Annotated in this window: 16 protein-coding genes and 1 tRNA gene; 11 read left to right on the forward strand and 6 right to left on the reverse strand. The window is 42.5% G+C overall.

Going from position 1 to position 21,648, the window contains the following annotated elements:
- Positions 1–10 precede the first annotated feature (10 nt).
- The 3 genes from HWQ47_RS12865 to HWQ47_RS12875 all read left to right on the forward strand — a co-directional run bounded on the left by HWQ47_RS12865 (position 11) and on the right by HWQ47_RS12875 (position 4,958).
- Positions 11–1,591, forward strand: coding sequence for a dihydrolipoyllysine-residue acetyltransferase (locus HWQ47_RS12865; protein WP_269971503.1), 1,581 nt, complete (start codon positions 11–13; stop codon positions 1,589–1,591).
- 149 nt (positions 1,592–1,740) lie between these two features.
- The gene (gene nadA / locus HWQ47_RS12870) at positions 1,741–2,808 is read left to right on the forward strand and encodes a quinolinate synthase NadA (protein WP_269971504.1); all 1,068 of its coding nucleotides are present in this window, start codon (positions 1,741–1,743) and stop codon (positions 2,806–2,808) included.
- 155 nt (positions 2,809–2,963) lie between these two features.
- Entirely contained in the window at positions 2,964–4,958 is a 1,995-nt protein-coding gene (locus tag HWQ47_RS12875; protein ID WP_269971505.1) for a methyl-accepting chemotaxis protein, read from the forward strand.
- Positions 4,959–5,251: 293 nt separating this feature from the next.
- On the opposite strand, the gene HWQ47_RS12880 is transcribed toward HWQ47_RS12875, so the two are convergent.
- Positions 5,252–5,342: transfer RNA gene (locus HWQ47_RS12880), tRNA-Ser, on the reverse strand.
- Between the two features lie 229 nt (positions 5,343–5,571).
- Positions 5,572–7,029: a cardiolipin synthase gene (cls, locus tag HWQ47_RS12885; protein ID WP_269971506.1), complete on the reverse strand. Its 1,458-nt coding sequence runs from the start codon at positions 7,027–7,029 to the stop codon at positions 5,572–5,574.
- A gap of 171 nt (positions 7,030–7,200) precedes the next feature.
- On the opposite strand from cls, the gene HWQ47_RS12890 reads away from it, so the two are divergent.
- The 7 genes from HWQ47_RS12890 to HWQ47_RS12920 all read left to right on the forward strand — a co-directional run bounded on the left by HWQ47_RS12890 (position 7,201) and on the right by HWQ47_RS12920 (position 14,796).
- On the forward strand, positions 7,201–8,064 hold the full coding sequence (locus tag HWQ47_RS12890; RefSeq protein WP_269971507.1) for an endonuclease/exonuclease/phosphatase family protein: 864 nt from the start codon (positions 7,201–7,203) through the stop codon (positions 8,062–8,064).
- 68 nt (positions 8,065–8,132) lie between these two features.
- The gene (locus HWQ47_RS12895; protein WP_269971508.1) at positions 8,133–10,070 is read left to right on the forward strand and encodes a RecQ family ATP-dependent DNA helicase; all 1,938 of its coding nucleotides are present in this window, start codon (positions 8,133–8,135) and stop codon (positions 10,068–10,070) included.
- Positions 10,071–10,213: 143 nt separating this feature from the next.
- Positions 10,214–11,986, forward strand: a complete 1,773-nt coding sequence (locus HWQ47_RS12900; RefSeq protein WP_269971509.1) for a DUF885 domain-containing protein — start codon at positions 10,214–10,216, stop codon at positions 11,984–11,986.
- 196 nt (positions 11,987–12,182) lie between these two features.
- Positions 12,183–12,860 (forward strand): response regulator transcription factor, encoded by a 678-nt coding sequence (locus tag HWQ47_RS12905; protein ID WP_269971510.1) that lies wholly within the window; start codon positions 12,183–12,185, stop codon positions 12,858–12,860.
- Between the two features lie 144 nt (positions 12,861–13,004).
- On the forward strand, positions 13,005–14,132 hold the full coding sequence (locus HWQ47_RS12910; protein WP_269971511.1) for a M14 family metallopeptidase: 1,128 nt from the start codon (positions 13,005–13,007) through the stop codon (positions 14,130–14,132).
- Positions 14,133–14,197: 65 nt separating this feature from the next.
- Positions 14,198–14,515: a zinc ribbon domain-containing protein gene (locus HWQ47_RS12915; protein ID WP_269971512.1), complete on the forward strand. Its 318-nt coding sequence runs from the start codon at positions 14,198–14,200 to the stop codon at positions 14,513–14,515.
- On the forward strand, positions 14,512–14,796 hold the full coding sequence (locus HWQ47_RS12920) for a YeaC family protein (RefSeq protein ID WP_269971513.1): 285 nt from the start codon (positions 14,512–14,514) through the stop codon (positions 14,794–14,796). Before HWQ47_RS12915 ends, HWQ47_RS12920 begins: the two co-directional genes overlap by 4 nt.
- 74 nt (positions 14,797–14,870) lie before the next feature.
- Here the strand turns inward: HWQ47_RS12920 and ansA are convergent, their stop codons facing one another.
- Entirely contained in the window at positions 14,871–15,884 is a 1,014-nt protein-coding gene (gene ansA / locus HWQ47_RS12925) for an asparaginase (RefSeq protein WP_269971514.1), read from the reverse strand.
- Between the two features lie 156 nt (positions 15,885–16,040).
- The gene (gene sppA / locus HWQ47_RS12930) at positions 16,041–17,882 is read right to left on the reverse strand and encodes a signal peptide peptidase SppA (RefSeq protein ID WP_269971515.1); all 1,842 of its coding nucleotides are present in this window, start codon (positions 17,880–17,882) and stop codon (positions 16,041–16,043) included.
- Positions 17,883–18,048: 166 nt separating this feature from the next.
- Here sppA and HWQ47_RS12935 point away from each other — a divergent pair, with 166 nt between their 5' ends.
- Positions 18,049–20,064: an NADPH-dependent 2,4-dienoyl-CoA reductase gene (locus HWQ47_RS12935; protein ID WP_269971516.1), complete on the forward strand. Its 2,016-nt coding sequence runs from the start codon at positions 18,049–18,051 to the stop codon at positions 20,062–20,064.
- Positions 20,065–20,128: 64 nt separating this feature from the next.
- On the opposite strand, the gene yfaE is transcribed toward HWQ47_RS12935, so the two are convergent.
- Together yfaE and nrdB are read right to left on the reverse strand one after the other, a co-directional pair.
- Positions 20,129–20,533 (reverse strand): class I ribonucleotide reductase maintenance protein YfaE, encoded by a 405-nt coding sequence (yfaE, locus tag HWQ47_RS12940; protein ID WP_269971517.1) that lies wholly within the window; start codon positions 20,531–20,533, stop codon positions 20,129–20,131.
- A complete protein-coding gene (gene nrdB, locus HWQ47_RS12945; protein WP_269971518.1) occupies positions 20,502–21,632 on the reverse strand; it encodes a class Ia ribonucleoside-diphosphate reductase subunit beta in 1,131 nt (376 codons plus the stop codon). The genes yfaE and nrdB overlap by 32 nt, the downstream gene beginning before the upstream one ends.
- Positions 21,633–21,648 lie beyond the last annotated feature (16 nt).

Genomic DNA, 21,648 nt, shown 5'->3' on the forward strand with positions numbered 1-21,648 from the left:
GAGATTGGCGATGATTAAGGAGTTTATTCTGCCAGATATTGGTGAAGGTGTTATCGAGTGTGAACTTGTCGAATGGTTGGTGTGTGAAGGCGATATGGTTGTTGAAGATCAGCCTATTGCCGATGTGATGACCGATAAGGCCTTAGTGCAGATACCCGCACCTCATGCTGGTCTCATCAAAAAACTTCACTATGCAAAGGGCGAAATTGCTAAAGTTCATTCACCATTGTATTCTGTTGATATATCAGCAGGTTTAAGCTCTGTGGATATTTCAGAAACTCAAGCCTTTGAGTCAAAGAGTGACGTACATAGTCAAGAAATAGTTAGTCTGACTGAATCTAATTCACCTCAAGTTGGCCTGCAGGTAGAAGAGTTTCTCTTACCCGATATCGGCGAGGGTATTGTCGAATGTGAATTGGTGGAATGGTTGGTTGAAGAGGGGGATTTGGTTGTTGAAGATCAACCCATAGCCGACGTAATGACAGATAAAGCTCTGGTTCAAATTCCAGCGATTAAAACCGGGAAGATTGTCAAATTACACTATCGAAAAGGTCAGTTAGCTAAGGTTCATGAACCGCTGTTTTCGGTGGAAGTTGCCGTTGAGCAGACTCAAGTCACTGCAGTGACAGCATCGCCAGTTGCTGACAGTGAGTTAATTGTTGCACAACAGATGATCCAACAAGGCAAGGCACTTGCCAGTCCAGCCGTTAGACGTATGGCACGTAGTTTAGGTATTGACATTGCGACGGTGTCAGGTACTGGAAAGAACGGCCGTGTGTATAAGGAAGATATCAGTCGTTACCAAACGGGTACAGTGACACCAATTGTTGCTGATACTGAAAGTAGTCGTATGTCTGCAACACATACGATAGCTGCTCCAACAGCTCTTGACCGTGTTGAAGCTATTCGTGGTGTACAAGCGGTTATGGCGAGAATGATGACTGAGTCGGTGACAACAATACCGCACTTTACCTATTGTGAAGAGATAGACTTGACTGAGCTTGTGAAGCTTAGAGAGAGTATGAAAGTAAAATACTCGACCGATGATCTTAAACTCACCATGATGCCGTTTTTCATGAAATCTATGTCACTGGCGTTAAAACAGTTTCCCGTGATCAATAGCCGAGTCAATAGCGACTGCACAGAGCTGACTTATCTGGCTCAACACAATATTGGCATGGCTGTAGATTCTAAAGTGGGATTATTAGTTCCCAATGTGAAAGATGTACAAAATAAGTCTATTTTAGAGATCGCGGCAGAGATCACGCGGTTAACAACAGCTGCACGAAGTGGTCGAGTGAGTCCAAATGATCTCAAAGGTGGCAGCGTGTCTATCTCCAATATTGGTGCTTTAGGGGGAACGGTTGCGACACCTATCATCAATAAACCTGAAGTGGCGATTGTTGCTTTAGGTAAATTGCAGGTGCTGCCACGCTTTAATGCTGATGGTGACGTAGAAGCGAGAAAGATCATGCAGGTAAGCTGGTCTGGCGATCATCGAGTGATTGATGGTGGCACTATTGCCCGCTTCTGTAACTTGTGGAAACTCTACTTAGAAGAGCCCCAAGAGATGCTATTGGCGATGCAATAGCATCTAAAAATAAACAATAAAAAAGAGCGCTATCGCGCTCTTTTTTATAAGCAAAAATATTTTTTCATACTCGGCGCCTAGATAGAGGTTAATTTTTGGTTCGTATTTACGTATAATCCCGCTAATACGAATTTCGACCTGGTTGTAAAATGAGTCTGTTAGCCCCAAAAGTTGAACCAATTCAATACCCTTTTCCTCCAAAGCCACTTCCTTTGTCTGAATATGAAAAGTCAGAGTACAAGGTAAGGATCAAGCAATTACTGATCGATAGAGATGCCGTGCTCGTGGCGCATTACTATACCGATCCTGAGATCCAGGCATTAGCAGAAGAGACGGGCGGCTGTGTTTCTGATTCACTTGAAATGGCTAGGTTTGGCCGTGATCATCCAGCTAAGACACTGATTGTTGCCGGGGTTAAGTTTATGGGGGAGACTTCTAAAATACTAAGCCCTGAAAAAACCGTATTGATGCCATCATTGGAGGCCACGTGTTCATTGGATATTGGTTGTCCAATTGAATCCTTCAGTGAGTTCTGTGACACTCATCCTGATCACACGGTTGTAGTTTACGCCAATACCTCTGCAGCGGTAAAAGCGCGTGCTGATTGGGTGGTGACTTCCAGTATTGCCCTTGAGATTGTCGAGCATTTAGACAGTGAAGGTAAGCAGATTATCTGGGGGCCTGATCGACATTTAGGCAGCTACATTGCCAAGGAGACGGGCGCAGATATGTTGATGTGGCAAGGTGATTGTATTGTCCATGATGAGTTTAAAGCCAAGGCATTACGTGAGCTTAAAATACTACATCCAGAAGCCGCCATCTTAGTACATCCAGAGTCTCCAGCCAGCGTGGTTGAACTTGCCGATGCAGTAGGCTCAACCAGTCAGCTGATAAAAGCAGCTCAAACCATGACGAATGACACCTTTATTGTTGCCACAGATAAGGGCATTTTCTATAAAATGCAGCAGGCAGCTCCAGGTAAAACCTTGATCGAAGCCCCAACAGGTGGAAATGGTGCAACCTGTCGTAGTTGTGCTCATTGCCCTTGGATGGCGATGAATGGCTTGCAGGCTATCGAAGCTTCATTAATGAGCAAAGACAGTGGCGGACATGAGATATTTGTTGATGATGAGTTGCGCAAGGGCGCATTAATTCCGCTGGATCGTATGCTTAATTTCGCCCAAACTCTCAATATGAAAGTTAAGGGTAACGCCTGATGTTTCAAGGTTAATGTTGTAATAATGTTAGCTATTATTGATCTAGATTAAAAAGTCCTTTATTTAAAGGACTTTTTTATTTCACTTACTTTATACATAGGTTATAAGTTAAACTAACAAACAATAAAAATTGTTATAATACAGGATGTTCCTTAATGAAATCTCGATGGGTTGGTAATTTAACGATTACGAATAAATTACTCTTAGTTATTATTCCTCCGATCTTAGGATCTATCGTATTTGGCAGTGCTATTGTCTACAATCAGCATCAGCTTTCCACTGGCTTAGAACAGGTACAAGTGTTGAGTGAGCTTGCTGCTGTTAACAGCGATCTGGTTCACGAATTGCAAAAAGAGCGTGGCATGAGCGCCGGTTTTATTGGATCCAATGGCCAATCTTTTGTAAATACGCTCCCCATTCAAAGAACTGCAACAGATACACAACTGAATCACTTCAAGGATTTTGTTCGTGATAACGTCTTGCCTAGTACGTTTTCAAGTGAGCTGACCCGATTAAACAAAGAATTTTCCAGACTCAACAGTCTACGTGGCAGTGTTAATAACTTGAGCGTTTCAGTGAAAGATGAGGTGGCCTATTACTCTCAACTTAACAAGAGACTGTTGGCTATTGTCGATCAAACGGCAAAAGAGGGAAACAGCCAAGCTATCGCCATTCAAGCCGCGTCATTCAGCGCTTATTTACAGATGAAAGAGCGGGCGGGGCTTGAACGGGCGGTATTAAGTTCAACCTTTGGCAATCGTGATTTTAAACCCGGAATGTTCATAGAATTTACCAGTTTAGTGTCTGAGCAGCAGAGTTATGAAGAGCGTTTTCTCGCGTTAGCCACCTCCGACGTTCAGAATAAATACCGTCAACTATTAAACTCACGCGCCATTAAAGATGTTGAAGTCTTAAGAGAAATAGCCTTCAGTGGTGACAGTGATGCGCTAAGCGCTCAAAGTGCTGAGGAGTGGTTTTCAACATCTTCCGCTCGAATAGAACGGGTGCGAGAATTTGAGAAATCGCTGTCAGATTCCTTGATAAAGCAAACTGAGCAAAAATCATCCTCAGCTAAATCACTTATGTATAGCATTATTTTACTTATGTCAGTGATGGGATGTTTAGTCCTATACATCTCAATGACGGTCGCGAAATATATGCACCATCGTCTTCATTATCTGCATGACTGTGTGACTGCAGCTCAGAAAAACTTTGATCTCAGTATTCGTATTAAGGGAGACACTACTGATGAGCTAGGTAAACTCGGCAATGCTTTCAACCAAATGATGATTGATTTTGAACAGGTCATTCATCGAGTTCGAACCAATACTGACAGTTTGCTTAACGCCTCTGAGAAGATGGAAGCCTGCGCCAATGTGATGCAAAGAGATGTCGCAATCGGTCATAGTGAAGCAGAACAAGTTGCTTCAGCGATGACCGAGATGAGTTGCACTGTTCAAGAGATTGCAATTAATGCTGTTAAAGCATCTGAAGCCTCTGCAGCAGCCAATATTGAAGCTAAAGAGGGCAACTTGGGAGTAAGCAGAACTGGTGCAAGTATTCATCTGTTGGCTGAAGAGATTGGCGGGGCATCTAAAGCCATCAATGAGCTGGATAAAGATATTCAAGGCATTGTTAGTGTTCTGGGCGTGATCAGTGGTATTGCTGAGCAAACTAACCTGTTGGCATTGAATGCGGCTATCGAAGCTGCTCGTGCAGGTGAAATGGGCAGAGGCTTTGCCGTGGTAGCCGATGAAGTTAGAAGCTTGGCACAACGCGCTCAAACTTCTACAGAAGATATTCGAGATATGACCGAACGTCTCAAAAAAGGAGCTGCTGTTGCAGTGCTCGCCATGGAAAAAGGTAAGGCCCAGGCGGAGCTGAGTGTCAAAGAGGCTGAACAAGCGGGACATGATCTTGAAAAAATCGTTAACGAAGTCGGTGTTATTGATGCAATGAATGAGCAGATAGCAGCTGCGACCCATGAACAATCTGCAGTGTCTGAAGAGGTGAATCGTAATGCGCTTAAGATAAGTGAAATTTACCAAAACACCCAAGAAATTGCAGATGAACTTAGTGCTTTAAATGAAACGTTATTGTCAGATGCCAATATGATGGCTCAAGAGGTGAGTAAGTTTAAGCTCAGTTAACCTGTGTATCGCGAAACTTAGTAAGCAATTTGGAAGCCCTGTCGTCAGATAGGGCTTTTTTATTGTTTTCGATTAAAGTCACTAACAGCCTAATTGAAGAACGAAAAGGGCTAGCACTCTTTGTTATAAGAAATGCTAACCCTTCGTCTAAATATGTCAGTGAGTTAGGACTCTTTACAAAAGAAGTAACCCTACATTGATACGTTATAAACTCATGATTCAATATCAATAATTACACATACGAAAAAGGCCTAGTATTCTTTTACAAGAAATACTAGGCCTCAATCTAAATATGGCGGTGAGTTAGGGGTTCGAACCCTAGATGGGCTATAAACCCATACACACTTTCCAGGCGTGCGCCTTCAGCCACTCAGCCAACTCACCAAATTTTATTGCTTTTACAAGGTGGAAATCGTTAACAAATTACTAAGCCGAGCTGACGGGCTTTCCCTGTTAACGGAGCCGTACTTTACGCAAAAGCTTTGAAATGGTCAAGTGATAAAACTGACAATTCAATCGTTTGCATATTAGATAGTCAAATCGAGTGTTTATTGTCTCACTGTAAATGACTGAACCTAGAGCTGAGGATTTTTCCTGTGTTTTTGGGTTATGTTTACAAGAGAGGACTGAACAGATAAAAGAACTGTTCGATAACTCGTTTATATACAGGACGTTTCATCCATATTTGATGATCGACCAATGTTGAATCATCAATATAGCTCTGTTGTAATTTAGCTAAGGTTTGAGTAAAGGCGACATTATAAACAGCGAGGGTTACTTCACTGTTAAGCCATAGGCTTCGCATATCAAGATTAACTGTACCTATCAGGCAGTGATTTTGGTCTATCACAACGGATTTAGTGTGCAGTAGTCCACCTTTAAACCGATAGATCTTAACACCAGCACTGAGCAACTCGCTAAAGAAAGAACGGCTAGCCCATTTGACCATGGTTGAGTCATTTTTATTGGGTATGATCAATTCAACGGTGATACCACGATGTGCTGCAGAGACTAGTGCACACATTAGCCCTTCGCTAGGGACGAAGTAAGGCGTGGTGATAACAATGCTAGATTTAGCCTGATAGATGCTAAGTAATAAAACCTGATGGATTATCTCATTAGGCATACCGGGTCCAGAGGGGATGACTTGTAGAATATCAATAGGACTATCTTTTTTCAGACTAATGCATTGTGGCGCTTCAGGAAGCTGTCTATGGTTGGTTTCAACCTCCCAGTCCCAACTGTTTATGGTATTCAGTACTGGAACATTTGATCCCGTTATCCTCACCATAACATCGATCCATTGACCCACATGGGCACTTTGTTTAAAAAAGGCTGGATCGACCATATTCATTGAGCCTGTATAGCCGATATGGTTATCGATAATGACAATTTTACGGTGCATTCTCAGATCAAGACGTCTGAAAAACATCCTCAATGGGCTCACGAGTAGGGCGTTGGTGACTTCAATACCGCTTTGTTTAAGCCTTTTTGGCCAATGGCTTTTAAAAAATTGGCGACTTCCAGCCGCGTCCAGTAATAGTTTAATCTCAACACCACGGTCAGCAGCATCCATTAATGCCTGAGCGACATTATCGGCCAACCCCCCTGGATACCAGATATAAAATTCGAGGTTGATTGAGCTTTTTGCTCTCTCTATATCTGAGATCATCGAACTTAAGATCTCTTGTGGACTGGTTTGCAACTCGAGTTGGTTGTTGCCTAATGAAGGTATGCCTAGCCTATTTTCGCAAAGAGCACTGATTGAATGACCATTTTCACTCAACTCTTGAGGTTGATATTGACGAAATTTAAACAGATCGGCAAACCATTCTCTATAGGGGGTATACATTAGCTTTGCCCGGTTTTCTCGTGCTTTCCCCCAATTTTGTTCACCGATAAGAAGATAACCAATGACGCCAAAAAATGGCACGAAATAGATAACCATCATCCACGCTAAAGAGACACCGATACTGCGACGTTTAATGATCACTCGAATTGCGACACCGGCTGCGATTAACCAGTATGCAAATAGACCTACTAAGGTTAAAATTTGATAAAACTGTTCCATATTCTCTGCTTGGGGTTAGTATTCAAATCATGATTGAATCAAGCGCCTAGTGTGCATTGTTTTCAGATATTAATACAGATAGATATTGCCTGATAACCTGAGTTGTTAGGCTGGATCAGTGCCAGAGTGTATTGATAGAATCATAGCCTCAGTCTAAAGTTAATGAATTGGATGATAAAATTGAAACTCAAATTCAAAATAACAGTTTGCTTAGTTACCTTGCTCTTATTTGGAGTTACTAGCTATGTTTACCTTGTCAATGAAGCCAATGGAGAGAAACTGATCATGAGCAGTGCTAAATTGCCACTTTTCTTGTCTCAATGTGTGGAAGAGACTGCGATACAGCCTTTAGATACAGATGGCAAACTTAATGTCAGTGTTTGGAACATCTACAAGCAACAAAGGTCGAGCTGGAACCCTGTTCTTACTGAACTGGTTAAAAGCAGTGAACTTGTTTTACTTCAAGAAGCTAAATTATCAACGGGCTTGAAAAACTTCTTGCAAGAAAATGATCATCAAGTCTTGATGGCCAAGGCATTTAAGGTTTTTAAAACGCCGATAGGGGTGATGAACCTCGCAAAAGTTGCTGCTGAATCAGCCTGTGCTTATCAAGCAATTGAACCTTGGATCCGCTTTGCTAAGTCTGCGTTAGTGTCTAAATACCCTTTATCTAATGGTGAAACATTGTTAGTGGTCAATTTACACGGGATCAACTTTGCTTGGCGTTTAAAGGCATACCGACAACAATTTTCTTTGTTAGCCGAGCAGATAAAGGCACATCAAGGGCCTGTTATCATGGCTGGCGACTTCAACACTTGGCGACAGGGACGTGTTGATATGATAGGAGAGTTTACGAAGCAATTGGGCATGACTGAAGCTAAATATGTTATTGATAAGCGTAACCGAGTCTTTGGGTTAGCGTTAGATCATCTCTATTACAGCGGCCTTGATCTCATCGAGGCACATGCAACGCCTACACAGGCATCAGATCATAATCCTATACAAGCCAGTTTTTCACTGATAAAGAAAAACTAATCTAATAATGTTGGGCCAGTGTCCATAGTATTTAATCACTTCTTACCATAAATAGCAGGTACTCCTACGTGCAGCAATTATTGCAATCACATTTTGGCTTCAGTGAATTCAGGCCAGGCCAAGAGCAAGTTGTTCAGGCGCTTCTTAACGGTCAAAGCGCAGCAGCAATATTTCCAACAGGATCGGGAAAATCACTTTGTTATCAACTTCCCGCTCTTTGTTTACCTCATTTGACTTTAGTGGTATCTCCGTTGCTTGCCTTGATCCAAGATCAAATAGGTTTTCTTAAGAGCAAAGGCATCGCCGCAGCGAGCATTGATTCAGCTCAAAGTCGGGAGCAGGGTAATGATGTCATGAGAGGCGTTCGCACCGGTGAGGTTAAGATTTTAATGATCTCAGTTGAGCGGTTGAATAATGAGCGATTTAGGCAGTTTATCGCCGAAGTGCCTATTTCACTTCTAGTGGTTGATGAGGCGCATTGTATCTCAGAGTGGGGTCATAATTTTCGTCCTGATTATCTTAAATTGCCAAGATATCGACAGGAATTAAATATTCCGCAAACCCTACTGTTAACAGCAACTGCGACACCGAAAGTGATTCAAGACATGGGCAGTAAGTTTGGGATCCAAACTGACAATGTGATTCTGACAGGTTTTTATCGTCCTAATTTACACTTAGGTGTTAAAGGGTTGAGAAGTCAAGAAAAGATAGATTATCTTTCTCACTGGTTACAACCTCGACTCAATAGTGCAGGGATCATCTATGTGACCCTGCAACAAACTGCAGAGCAGGTTGCCGCACAACTTAGCGCACGAGGCATTGTGGCCAAAGCTTATCATGCAGGCATGACATCTGATATTCGCCAATCTATACAACATGAATTTATGTCAGGCAGTCAGGGGATTATTGTTGCTACCATCGCTTTCGGTATGGGCATAGACAAGAGTGATATACGCTTTGTTGTTCATTATGATCTGCCTAAATCGATTGAAAATTATGCTCAAGAGATCGGGCGAGCAGGTCGAGATGGTGGTGACTCTGACTGTCTGGTACTGGCGAATGGAGATAATCTAAGTACATTAGAGAACTTTGTATTTGGTGACACGCCTGAGCCAAGTGGTATTGCGGTGGTGTTAAAGGAGATCATAAAAGCGTCGCACACGCACATGGGGACAGCACAACCTCAGTGGGAAATGGTGCTCAATAGTCTCTCTAATCAAGCCAATATTCGGCCTTTATCCTTGAAGACTTTATTGGTGTATTTAGAACTGTTAAACATCATTAAGCCAACCTATAGCTACTTCGCTGAGTATAAATTTAAGTTTCTCATCCCAGAAGCTGAAGTTATTGAGTATTTCAAAGAGGAGAGACGCGATTTTATTCGTGCTATTTTCTCGACTGCTGATAGAGCTAAGATCTGGTCTAGTGTCAACTTTGATACGTTAAATCAATCTTATGCGAGTGACAGGCAGCGGGTATTAAAAGCGATTAATTACCTCGACGAGAAAGGGATGATTGAACTGCAAAGTAAGCAGATGACTCAAGTTTATCAAATTCTGGACAGCCAGTTTGATGGGCAAGCACTGACAGCGACATTGTCAGCACGCTTTACTGATAAGGAGATCAGTGAAGTGGCCAGAATCAATCAACTAGTGGCTCTATTTACCTCCACTGAATGCTTGAGCCGCCAGCTTGCGCATTACTTTGCTGATGAGCAGATGACTCAAGATTGTGGAGTGTGTTCACCTTGTCGCGGCGAACCAGCTATTTTCCCTCAGGCTCTATATCTAAAGCCTCTTGATGAATATGACGTTAATCAAGTGTGTTCAGATGCCATCACCAAACTCGGAGCTGCATGTACGCCAGTTTTGCTTGCACGTTTTCTTTGTGGTTTGACGACCCCTATATTTACCAAACTCAAGATGAGAGCGTGTTGTGGTTTTGCACAATTTGAGAAATATCGATTTGCCGATGTAAAGTTGTGGGCCACAGAAAACCTAAAGTAGAGTGGCATAGTTGTAACGCTATGTTTCAACATGGATACTGGAGCTGAAAAATGTTGTGATACATGGTTTACTATCCCGCAAATGATACAAGGGTCTTTTTAATACAAAGATTAAATAACAATAATAATGAATTGGGAATAGGTATGAAAAAAGTAAAGTTGTCGCTAATCATTGGGTTCACACTAGCGGGGCTTACTGCTTGTCAGTCAGCGGATACCATGCAAACTCCACAAGTCACGGCATCACAGGAACAAGTGAGTTTTAGCCAGTTCACATCGCAATTTGTGAATGATTTTTGGCAAGAATCGCCGACTTGGGCACTATACAGTGGCTACCATAAATACGATGGAATATTAAAAGTACCCAATGATGAAACTCGCCAATTATCGATAGCGTTTAACGAGCAACAATTGGCTAAATTGGCGAAGTTTGATATCGCAACACTCACAGCCAACGAACTGATTGATTATCGTTTGATAGAGAATCTACTAAAGAGGGATTTATGGGATATCAATACCTTTAAGTCTTGGCAATGGAACCCAAGTGTTTACAATGTTGCAGGTGGCTTTGCTCAGCTGATTAATGAAGATTTTGCCCCAATTGATTCCCGACTTCGCTCTGTACTTTCTCGAATGGAAAATGTCCCTGCTTATTATGAAGCTGCGCGAAGTAACATTGTTAAGCCTACGTTGGAACATACGCAGTTAGCTAAGATGCAGAATCTGGGGGCTTTTTCGGTTTTTTCAGAAGATTTACTGGCTACAGCAAAAAATTCTGGACTAACAACAGATGAGAAGACGCTGTTCACAAAACGTTTTAACGCGGCAACACAGGCCATTAATGAACACATTGAGTGGCTATCAGCATTAGAAACTCAATTGGCAAAAGAGGGAGCTCGCAGTTTTAGAATTGGCGAGAAACTCTATGAACAAAAATTCTCCTTTGATATTCAAGCGGGTATGAGCGCTAAAGCCTTGTATGAAAAGGCACAGGCCGATAAATCCCGAGTTCAGGAAGCGATGGCGAAGATAACGACTCAACTTTGGTCTACCTATTTCACCACTCCACAGCCAAATGATAAAAACAAAGCAACACGGCAATTGATCGATAAGCTGTCTTCTAAGCATGTAAAGCGTGAAGCGTTTGTCGATGAAGTCAGGGCTCAAATCCCTGCACTGATAAAGTTTGTTAATGAGAAAAACTTGGTGACACTTAATCCAGAAAAACCACTAGTTGTTAGGGAAACACCAGCATACATGCGAGGGTTTGCTGGCGCATCTATCAGTGCTCCTGGCCCTTACGAGAAATCGAGTAATACCTATTACAATGTAACGCCGCTTGATGCTATGGATGATGAATCCGCTGAAAGTTATCTACGTGAATATAACCATTGGATATTGCAGGTGTTGAACATTCATGAGGCGATACCTGGTCATTACACTCAGCTGGTGTACTCCAATGAGTCACCGAGTTTGATAAAAAGCTTGTTCGGTAATGGGGCTATGGTTGAGGGGTGGGCGGTATACACTGAACGTATGATGCTTGAGGAGGGCTACGGTAACTTTGAACCTGAGTTGTGGCTGATGTATTACAAGTGGAATCTGCGCGTTATCGCCAACACCATCCTCGATTACAGCATTCAGGTAAAAGGGATGACTGAAGAGCAAGCATTAGACCTTATGATGAACGAAGCATTTCAACAACAAGCGGAAGCTGAAGGTAAATGGCGCAGAGCAACATTAAGTCAAGTTCAGCTTACTAGCTATTATTCAGGATATCGTGAAATTTACGATTTTCGTGAAGAGCTAAAAGAAAAGCAGGGTGAGCAGTTTGACCTTAAAACCTTTCATGAGAACTTCTTAAGCTATGGCAGTGCACCTGTTAAGTATGTACGTAAGTTAATGTTAAATAAGTAATTAACTAAGGCGTACTTAAGTGTATTTCACTAAAGCCAGAGATGATCTGGCTTTTTTGTGTTTGATGATTAACTATTTTTACATTTCATCAGTTGATCTTACTGGTAAATTTGATATCGGTCATAAAAATAACTAGCGATTCACAATTGACTATAGTACTGTGATGATAATCATTCGTATTTGCATTAGGGTTGTAATGAGAAAGGTTCTGTTAGTTAATGATGATCTCGCTTTTAGAGAGCAATTAGAGCAAGTACTCGTCAATGAAGGCTATCATGTTGTCAGCGCAAAAGATGGTATTACTGCATTCTCTATATTGGAGAATGAAAGTCCCGATCTAATTTTGCTGGATATTATGGTACCACATCTAGATGGTTTTGCTCTGTTGGCAGCGCGAAAGGAGCCGATCCCAGTGATCATTATTTCAGCTGTAGACAGTGAAAGTGATCGGATCAAAAGTTATGAGTTGGGTGCTGACGATTTTATCAGTAAACCTTTTAGTGTTAAAGAGTTAATAGTGCGTATGGCTGCACTCCAACGACGTATAGATTTAATTCGTTCGGAACGTATATGCCCGATTGAATTTATAGGTGAAGTTGAGTTTGATGATTTGGACTATTGTGTCTCTATCGCATCCAAGAAGGTATTATTAACCCAAACAGAATTTAAGTTACTTAAGTATTTGTTTGATCGAAAAGGAGAGGTGATCACTAAGCAAGAGTTGCAACGTGGTGTCTTGCAAAAGGAACTTGGCAGATTCGATCGAAATTTAGATATGCATGTAAGTAATACCCGTAGAAAACTGGCGGACATTAAGTTACCTAAAGGCTTAATAAATACCGTTAGAGGACGCGGATACAGTTTTGCAACTTGATGGCAATAAAGTGATACTAAATGTACGTAATATAGTGTGATTTTTTCACCTTTCAAGCTGTTCTGTGCCGCATTTTCGTTTATCCTATGTGTATCAGATAAGTCGTTCACGGCTTATCTTCATTGAAAACATAAAGGATAGGTTATGCGGATCAGCGCTAATTTTGATGGTGGTAATATTGAAGTCATCAACCAAGATGATATTAAAGATGTGCAACTGGCTATTCGCCCTGATGTTGGCGATGAGTTTTATCAGTGGTTCAATTTCCGTTTAGAAGGCCAAATTGGCAGTCAATACCTGCTAAATATTGTCAATGCTGGCTCAGCTTCCTATCCCAAAGGCTGGGAAAATTATCAAGCCGTTGCGACGTACGACAGACAACAGTGGTTTCGTCTTCCAACTGAATACAAAGATGGAAAATTGACTATCACAGTGGAGCTTGATTGTGATGCGATTCAGATTGCCTACTTTGCTCCCTATAGTTATGAGCGCCATCAAGATCTTCTCGCTTCAGTCCAAGTTCACCCGTTAGTCAGTCTTGAGCATTTAGGTTTAACCTTAGATGGCCGTGACATGACGTTAGTTAAAGTGGGTGATGACGATGAATCTAAAGCGAACATCTGGATCACGGCACGTCAGCATCCGGGCGAAACCATGGCAGAATGGTTAGTTGAAGGGCTCTTCAATAGCTTGTTAGACAGTGACAATGTCAATGCTCTGGCCCTGTTGGATAAAGCCAATTTCTATATTGTGCCTAATATGAATCCGGATGGAAGTGCACGTGGTCATTTGAGAACCAATGCCGTTGGGGTTAACTTGAACCGTGAATGGCAGAGCCCATCATTGGAGAAAAGCCCTGAGGTTTATCATGTCACCAATAAGATGAAAGAGACCGGGGTGGATCTTTTTTACGATGTACACGGTGATGAAGGCCTGCCTTTTGTTTTCCTTGCTGGTTGCGAAGGCGTGCCATCTTATAATGAACGTATGGCTAAGTTGCAACAGCAATTTGTCGATGCACTATTATTGCTCAGTGCAGATTTCCAATCTGAATTTGGTTATGATAAAGATGAGCCGGGCAAAGCTAACATGACGGTTGCCTCAAACTGGGTTGCCGAGACATTCACCTGTCTTTCAAATACCTTAGAGATGCCGTTTAAAGACAATGACAATATGCCTGATCCTATGGCTGGATGGTCACCAGAGCGTTCCATCTACTTAGGTGAAGCCTCTTTGACTGCAATGCTAGCGGTCGTTGATAACTTACGATAACTCATGTTTTACGGTTATTAGCGTTAAACTGATGGCGCTAATAGCTTTGCTTTTGAGGTAATAAAATGGCATTAATCGAATGTCCTAGCTGTAATAAACGGATCTCCAATAAGGCAAGTGAGTGCCAATACTGTGGTAGTCGGTTATCGGGTGATCGTCAGGTGTTGAGTACCATTAATCACATTAAACGCTCGAATCAACTTGTTAATCAAGGACTCTTGTCCATGACGGTGTTTATTGCTGGTGTGGTTGTGTGGTTTTGGGGCGGTGAAACAGCAGAAGGTGTTCGCTCCTATATTGGCGCAGCTTGTTTTGTGTTGGGCTTTGTCGGTTACCTTGTCACCCGCTTGCAAATTGTGATGCATAAACGGAAAAAAGTATGAGCGCAGAGATAAATAAGATTATTGATGAGATGCCGGAGCTTGTGTATGACCGTCTTCGTAGCGGTGTAGAGTTGGGCAAGTGGGAAGATGGCACCGTACTGACGCAAGAACAGCGTGAGTCGACGATGCAGCTTGTTATGCTGTACCAAGCTAAAAGGCTTAACCAGACGGATCATTTCACGATTAGTCGTGAAGGGACCTTAAATGAGCTTTCTAAAACTGAGTTAAAGAAGCAGTTTAAAGGTGAAGCTATTGCTGAGTTTAAAGAAAAAGATCTTTAAAGAATAGATAAAAACAGGGTTGAAAAATTGCTTTCAATCCTGCTTTAGTGGTTTTATTCACACCATGTATTCACTTAATCTTCAGTTAACTCGCCAACTAAATCTTGTTGCATTGCCACTCGAACTTCATCAGGCGTCAAAGACTTTGATAGCAAATAATGCAACTTAGCCAATGCAGCTTCCGTGGTCATATCGGCACCACTAATTACGCCTGCCGCTTCTAAAGCATGACCGGTCGCATAGCCTTTCATATTGACCTTTCCCTGTAAGCATTGGGTTAAGTTAACCAGAATAATTCCTCGAGAAGAGGCATCAGATAATACCTGCAATAGAGCAGGGTTTTGCGGTGCATTACCAACGCCATAAGTCAGGATAATGAGTGCTTTTACCGGTTGCTGTAAAATATTGGCAATGATATCTGTGGTGATCCCTGGGTAGAGAGTGACGACGCCAATCGGTTGTGGACTAATGGTCGCCACTTGCAGCTTTTTGCTGCCCGCTGTTGCAATTTTACCAGCCTTCATGCGGATCCTGATGCCTGCTTCGAGAAGTAAAGGGAAGTTAGGTGATGCAAAAGCGCCAAATCCATCGGCATGGGCTTTAGTGGTTCTATTGCCTCTGAATAATTTATTATTGAAGAAGAGACCGACCTCTGCAACTGGATAGTTTGCTGCGATGTAGAGGGAGTTTAGTAAATTGGTTTGTCCATCTGATCTCAATTGAGCTAACGGAATTTGAGAACCTGTTACTATCACAGGTTTTGAGAGCCCTTGTAACATAAAAGAGAGAGCTGAAGCAGTAAAGGCCATGGTGTCAGTGCCATGTAAGATAACAAAGCCATCATAGAGGTCATAGTTAGCTTTAATATCGTTAGCTAGCCTCTGCCAGTCGGTTGGAGCCATATCTGAAGAGTCCATTAATGGACTGTATTCATGTATGACAAAGTCCGGCATATCTTCATGGAAGAATTCAGGCATAGAATTAACACAGTTGGTAAGAAAGCCAGCTACGGGAGCAAATCCTTGAGCGGTTTTTTGCATACCTATGGTGCCGCCTGTGTAGGCAACGTAAATGGAGCGTTTTGTCATAATGAACTTCTAATGGTCACTGATGGGCAGGAGTATACTTGCTCAGGGCGTTCAGCCCAATGGCATTAGCCAATTAATGGTTAATTTTGTATGTAATGCCATAAAAAAGCCCGATAAACTCTCGTATATCGGGCTTGAGATCATCAAAGGGAGCCGTTAGAAGCTACAACTGTCGCAATACAGATACATGCCATTAGGATCATCGAATGATCTGAACTCATCTATCGCACTGGACCATTGCGAGAATAGTTGTTCAAGCACGGAACTGTGACTCGCCGATTGTGGCAGATACATTGCTGCTGAAGCTAACATCTCTTGTATAAATAGCTCCTGGGGCGTTAACTCTTGTTCTATTATCTCACTGTCAAAATCGTCCAGTTGTGCCATCTCTGCAGCTTTAGCGACTGCTTGCTTTAGATCGCCTAACTCATCGACTAGACCCAGAGTGACCGCTTTTTTACCAGACCAAACCCGACCCTGTGCAATATTGTCGACATCATCAAAACTCATTTCGCGTTCGGTTGCGACTAATGATATAAAGTCGCGATACCCACGTTCAATATGCCGTTGGATGACATCTTTTATCTCAGGAGTGAGTCCTTTAGTGACAGAAACACCTGCCCACTGAGATGTGGCAACACCATCGGTGTGTACACCTATGCTAGATAATGAGTCTTCAAAGGTGGTCACCATACCGAAGATACCAATAGAGCCAGTGAGAGTGGTTGGTGTGGCATAAATGTAATCGGCACTGGCAGAGATCCAGTAGCCGCCTGATGCTGCGTAACTGCCCATACTGACAACGACAGGCTTGCCTGCAGTTTTCAGTGCCAGTACTTCTTGTCTTATTTGCTCAGAAGCAAAAGCACTGCCACCAGGGCTATCAACTCGTAATACAACGGCTTTAACATTATCATCAAAGCGCGCTTTTCTAAGCAATTCAGAGGTGCTCTCTCCGCCAATGGAACCAGCAGGTTGGTTGCCGTTGAGAATAGTCCCTTTGGCGATAACAATGCCGACAGTGTCGTTAGTGAGTAATTGGGGATGAAGTGCCGTTAGACTCAGGTAGTCATGAAAACCAATTTGTCTAAATTGAGCATTTTCACTGGCTTCACCAACGAGATCCAACATCTTGAGCCTGAAGGTTTCTGCTGTCGCTAATTCATCTACCCAGTTCATGTTGAGCGCCATCTGCGCTGATTTTCCTTCCGCTTTATCCAGTTCTGCCATGTAGCGTTCAGCACTGAGTACGAGATCTTCATCTGCGATCTCACGATTGAGGGAAACAACCTCTTGGTAACTGCCCCAGATATCGGTCAACAAGGCCAAGTTGGCTTCTTTAGCTGCAGGAGACATATCATCGCGGATATAGGGTTCAACTGCCGATTTAAATGTGCCAACGCGAAAGATATGAGCCTTAATTTTAAGCTTATCCAGTGCTGACTTATAATATTGTCGATAACGGCTCAATCCTTCCATCTCAACACCGCCTTGTGGGTTGAGATAGATGGTGTCGGCATAACTTGCGAGAAAGTACTGATTTTGACCATACCAATTTGATATGGCGATGACAGGCTTGCCTGATTCTTTGAAACGGGTTAAAGCATCACCAATAGATTGCAATTTGCTTATTCCGGTCGATTGAAGATGTCCGGTATTCAATACTATCGATGAAATACGAGTGTCGTGGGCAGCATTGTCGATGACGTTCAGTACATCGGCCAGCAATATCTCGCCATCGACGTTATGATCTTTAGTGCTCTGCATGGCCGCTTTGATAGGATCTACCTGTTTCTGTTGTTCAACAATAGAACCAGATAAGTTAAGTACCAATGCTGAACCTGTTTCAATATTGACGCTTTCATCTATGTTCATTGCAACAATGATAGCGATAAGAAGACCGAAAAAAATAACATTAAGAATTAACTTTCGAGTTCCATTAATGGTTTTCCATAAAAGCACAAATAATTTTTTTATTAATGAGGGTTTTGCGGACATTGTCCAATCCTATTTTACTTCAATATGACTATGCTAACTGAAATTTCTCCTATAGGGAAAAATCAATTGTAAAGGAATCTATTGCTGTGGCTTTGAACAACTAGTTGAGCTTAGGTAATACAAGAGGTATGCTGGTTTAAATCAGTTGTTTTAAAAGGACGTTTGAATGTCGTTTCCGCATTTATTAGAACCCTTAGATCTTGGCTTTACTCAGTTAAAAAACCGTGTGCTTATGGGATCCATGCATACAGGCCTAGAGGAAGAAAAGGGCGGTTTTGAGAAACTAGCACAGTTTTACAAAGAGCGAGCCATTGGTGGTGTAGGGCTCATTGTTACTGGCGGGATCTCGCCCAATTTACGGGGACGACTGGCGCCAAATGCTTGCCAACTCAGTTATCCGTGGCAAGTGGGTAAACACCAAGTGGTTACTCAGGCTGTTCATGATGCGGGTGGCAAAATTTGTATGCAACTTCTACATGCCGGTCGATATAGTTATCATCCTTTTTCTCAAGCACCGAGTAAAATTAAATCCCCCATTACGCCCTTTACGCCTTCGGCAATGTCATCCAGACAAGTTCGCAGTACGATAAAAGATTACGCCTCATCGGCTGCTTTGGCACAAAAGGCGGGTTATGACGGTGTTGAGGTGATGGGATCAGAAGGTTATCTGATTAATCAGTTTGTCTCATCTCGTACCAATGTGCGAGACGATGAATGGGGCGGTAGTTTCGATAATCGCATTAAGTTTCCACTAGAGATTGTCCGCAGTATCAGAAAGCGCGTCGGTGATAACTTTATTATTATCTTTAGATTATCGATGTTGGATCTTGTTGATAATGGTTCTAGTTGGGATGAAGTGGTTGAACTTGCTAAGTTACTAGAAAAAGCGGGTGTGACCATTATCAACACTGGGATCGGCTGGCACGAAGCGAGAGTACCTACGATTGCGACTAGTGTGCCAAGAGGTGGTTTTGCTTGGGTAACTGAGCGACTCAAGCGAGAGATGACTATTCCGCTTGTGGCAACCAATCGAATAAATACGCCAGAGATTGCCGAGCATATTATCGAATCGGGTCAAGCAGATATGGTTTCTATGGCGAGACCTTTCTTAGCCGATGCCGATTTTGTTAACAAGGCCGCTGCTGACACTCCTGAGCTTATTAATACCTGTATAGGGTGTAATCAGGCTTGCCTTGATCATACTTTTGCACTTAAACGTGCAACCTGCTTGGTTAATCCAAGGGCGTGTTATGAGACTGAACTGAATTTTACACCCACGCCTAAAAAGAAGCGCATAGCTGTGATGGGAGCTGGACCTGCTGGTATGGCGTTCTCGGTTTATGCTGCGACTCGAGGACATGAAGTGGTGCTATTTGAAGCTAAGTCTGAAGTGGGCGGACAGTTTAATCTAGCACGAAAAATTCCGGGTAAAGAGGAGTTTAATGAGACTATACGTTACTTCATCAATCAGATGAAACTACATAAGGTTGAACTGCGTCTTAATACCAGGCTTGATGCTTCTGTGATTAGGGATGAGCAATTTGATGAAATAGTCATGTCATCGGGTGTGGTACCTAGGAGCATAAACCTCCCCGGTTTCGATGATCCTAAAGTGGTGAACTACCAGCAAGTGCTTAATGGTGAAGTCACACTTGGCGAGCGCGTTGCTTTGATCGGAGCTGGCGGCATCGGTTTCGATATGGCGCATTATCTCTGTGAGCCAGAATCAACCACATTGCAACCAGATAAGTGGTTAAAGCAGTGGGGGATCGATAAGGGCTATTCTGAGCGTGGCGGGTTAATTGAGCCGGTTGAAGCCAGTGAGCATCGGGATATCTATCTGTTACAACGTAAAACGAGCAAGATGGGTAAAGGCTTAGGTAAGACTACAGGCTGGATACATAGGTTGGTACTGAAAAAACATCAAGTTAAGATGAAAACTGGCGTTAACTATCGTAAGTTCGATGAACAAGGTTTACACATTACCATTGGTGAACAAGATGAAATCTTGGCTGTGGATAATGTGGTGTTATGTGCAGGGCAAGTCTCTAACCTTACGCTTCTTGAAGAGATGCAAAATACGGGGTTACCTGTTCATCTGATCGGTGGTGCTGATGTCGCTGCAGAACTTGATGCTAAGCGCGCAATTCGTCAAGGTGCTGAGTTAGCGATAAAGCTTTAGGTTTACACGTGCAAAAGACAAGCTAAAGGGTCAACATATGTAGGCCCTTTTTTATGGATTTCATCTATACCGTCTCAGGATCGGATATCTGGCTATCAGGTTTTTGGTTTTGAGTTTCAGGAGTCGGATGAGCTAATTGACTTCGCTGCGCAAGCTTGATGCCTTGTGGAGAAAGCTCGAGATTGAGATCTGAGCTGGGACTGCAACAACAGGGAAGGCATTCATCTTTTTCGAGATGCACCAACGGCTCAGCATGATAAATTACCGAACCACTGATTATCTTGGTCTTACAAGCGCCGCAATATCCATTACGACACTCGGAAAACAGCTTCACTTTCTTCTGCTCCAACGCCATCAACAAACTTGTGTGCTGCTGAGTAAACAGCAACACAGGTTGGCCTTGTAGACTAACGATTGGGGCTTTTAAACAGCGAGGGTTAAAGGTCAAAGTCTTCAAACTCGCTTTCATCGATGGATGCATCAATCTGACCAACAAGATAAGATGAGACCTCTACTTCTTGTGGGGCAACTTGAACAGAATCACTCTCTAACCAGGTTTTCATCCAAGGAAGTGGATTAGTTATTTGTGGATATGGCTGCGTTAAATTAACCGACTTCATCCGTTCGTTAGTAATGAATTCGACATACTGACATAAAATCGGCTCATTCAGGCCTATCATAGAACCATCTTTAAACAGGTATTTTGCCCACTCTTTTTCCTGCTCAGCGGCTTTAACAAAAATATCGTAAGCTTGCTGCTCACACTCTTTTGCTATTTCACCCATCTCAGGATCATCTTTACCCGCTTGCATTATTTTAATGATGTGCTGAGTACTGTTTAGATGCAAAGCTTCATCACGGGCAATTAAGCGAATGATTTTGGCGTTACCTTCCATGACGTTACGCTCTGCAAATGCAAAAGAGCAAGCGAAGCTAACATAGAAGCGGATTGCTTCAAGTACGTTAACCGACATCATGCACAAGTAGAGCGCCTTTTTGATCTCTCGTTTAGTTACTATGAGCTCTTTGCCATCGATAAGATGAGTCCCTTCGCCTAATAGGTGAAAGGCCTGTGTTAATTTAATCAACACATCATAATACGCAGCAATATCAGTGGCACGCTTTAAGATCTCCTCATTCTCAACAATATCATCGAAGACAATTGAAGGATCATTGACGATATTACGAATGATGTGAGTGTATGAGCGTGAGTGAATGGTTTCAGAAAATGACCAGGTTTCAATCCAGGTTTCAAGCTCAGGCAGTGATACCAATGGCAGGAAAGCAACGTTAGGTGAGCGTCCTTGAATTGAATCAAGTAGCGTCTGGTATTTTAAGTTTGAGATGAAAATGTGCTTTTCATGATCAGGAAGGGCTGCATAATCAATCTTGTCTTTACTGACGTCAACTTCTTCTGGACGCCAAAAAAATGAAAGTTGTTTTTCAATCAATTTTTCAAACACTTCATATTTTTGTACGTCATAACGCGCGACGTTGACGGACTGCCCTAAAAACATAGGTTCAAGACGGGCATCATTAGGTGTTTGACAAAAAGTAGAATAGGCCATGGTTTCTTCCAAAATA

It is taken from the genome of Shewanella sp. MTB7, assembly GCF_027571385.1.
Lineage (GTDB): Bacteria > Pseudomonadota > Gammaproteobacteria > Enterobacterales > Shewanellaceae > Shewanella.

What these genes read in the sequence shown, in the direction of transcription:
- HWQ47_RS12865 (WP_269971503.1), top strand. Translation starts at nt 11, where the DNA reads ATGATTAAGGAGTTTATTCTGCCAGATATTGGTGAAGGTGTTATCGAG.
- nadA (WP_269971504.1), top strand. Translation starts at nt 1,741, where the DNA reads ATGAGTCTGTTAGCCCCAAAAGTTGAACCAATTCAATACCCTTTTCCT.
- HWQ47_RS12875 (WP_269971505.1), top strand. Translation starts at nt 2,964, where the DNA reads ATGAAATCTCGATGGGTTGGTAATTTAACGATTACGAATAAATTACTC.
- cls (WP_269971506.1), bottom strand. Translation starts at nt 7,029, where the DNA reads ATGGAACAGTTTTATCAAATTTTAACCTTAGTAGGTCTATTTGCATAC.
- HWQ47_RS12890 (WP_269971507.1), top strand. Translation starts at nt 7,201, where the DNA reads ATGATAAAATTGAAACTCAAATTCAAAATAACAGTTTGCTTAGTTACC.
- HWQ47_RS12900 (WP_269971509.1), top strand. Translation starts at nt 10,214, where the DNA reads ATGAAAAAAGTAAAGTTGTCGCTAATCATTGGGTTCACACTAGCGGGG.
- HWQ47_RS12905 (WP_269971510.1), top strand. Translation starts at nt 12,183, where the DNA reads ATGAGAAAGGTTCTGTTAGTTAATGATGATCTCGCTTTTAGAGAGCAA.
- HWQ47_RS12910 (WP_269971511.1), top strand. Translation starts at nt 13,005, where the DNA reads ATGCGGATCAGCGCTAATTTTGATGGTGGTAATATTGAAGTCATCAAC.
- HWQ47_RS12915 (WP_269971512.1), top strand. Translation starts at nt 14,198, where the DNA reads ATGGCATTAATCGAATGTCCTAGCTGTAATAAACGGATCTCCAATAAG.
- HWQ47_RS12920 (WP_269971513.1), top strand. Translation starts at nt 14,512, where the DNA reads ATGAGCGCAGAGATAAATAAGATTATTGATGAGATGCCGGAGCTTGTG.
- ansA (WP_269971514.1), bottom strand. Translation starts at nt 15,884, where the DNA reads ATGACAAAACGCTCCATTTACGTTGCCTACACAGGCGGCACCATAGGT.
- sppA (WP_269971515.1), bottom strand. Translation starts at nt 17,882, where the DNA reads ATGTCCGCAAAACCCTCATTAATAAAAAAATTATTTGTGCTTTTATGG.
- HWQ47_RS12935 (WP_269971516.1), top strand. Translation starts at nt 18,049, where the DNA reads ATGTCGTTTCCGCATTTATTAGAACCCTTAGATCTTGGCTTTACTCAG.
- yfaE (WP_269971517.1), bottom strand. Translation starts at nt 20,533, where the DNA reads ATGAAAGCGAGTTTGAAGACTTTGACCTTTAACCCTCGCTGTTTAAAA.
- nrdB (WP_269971518.1), bottom strand. Translation starts at nt 21,632, where the DNA reads ATGGCCTATTCTACTTTTTGTCAAACACCTAATGATGCCCGTCTTGAA.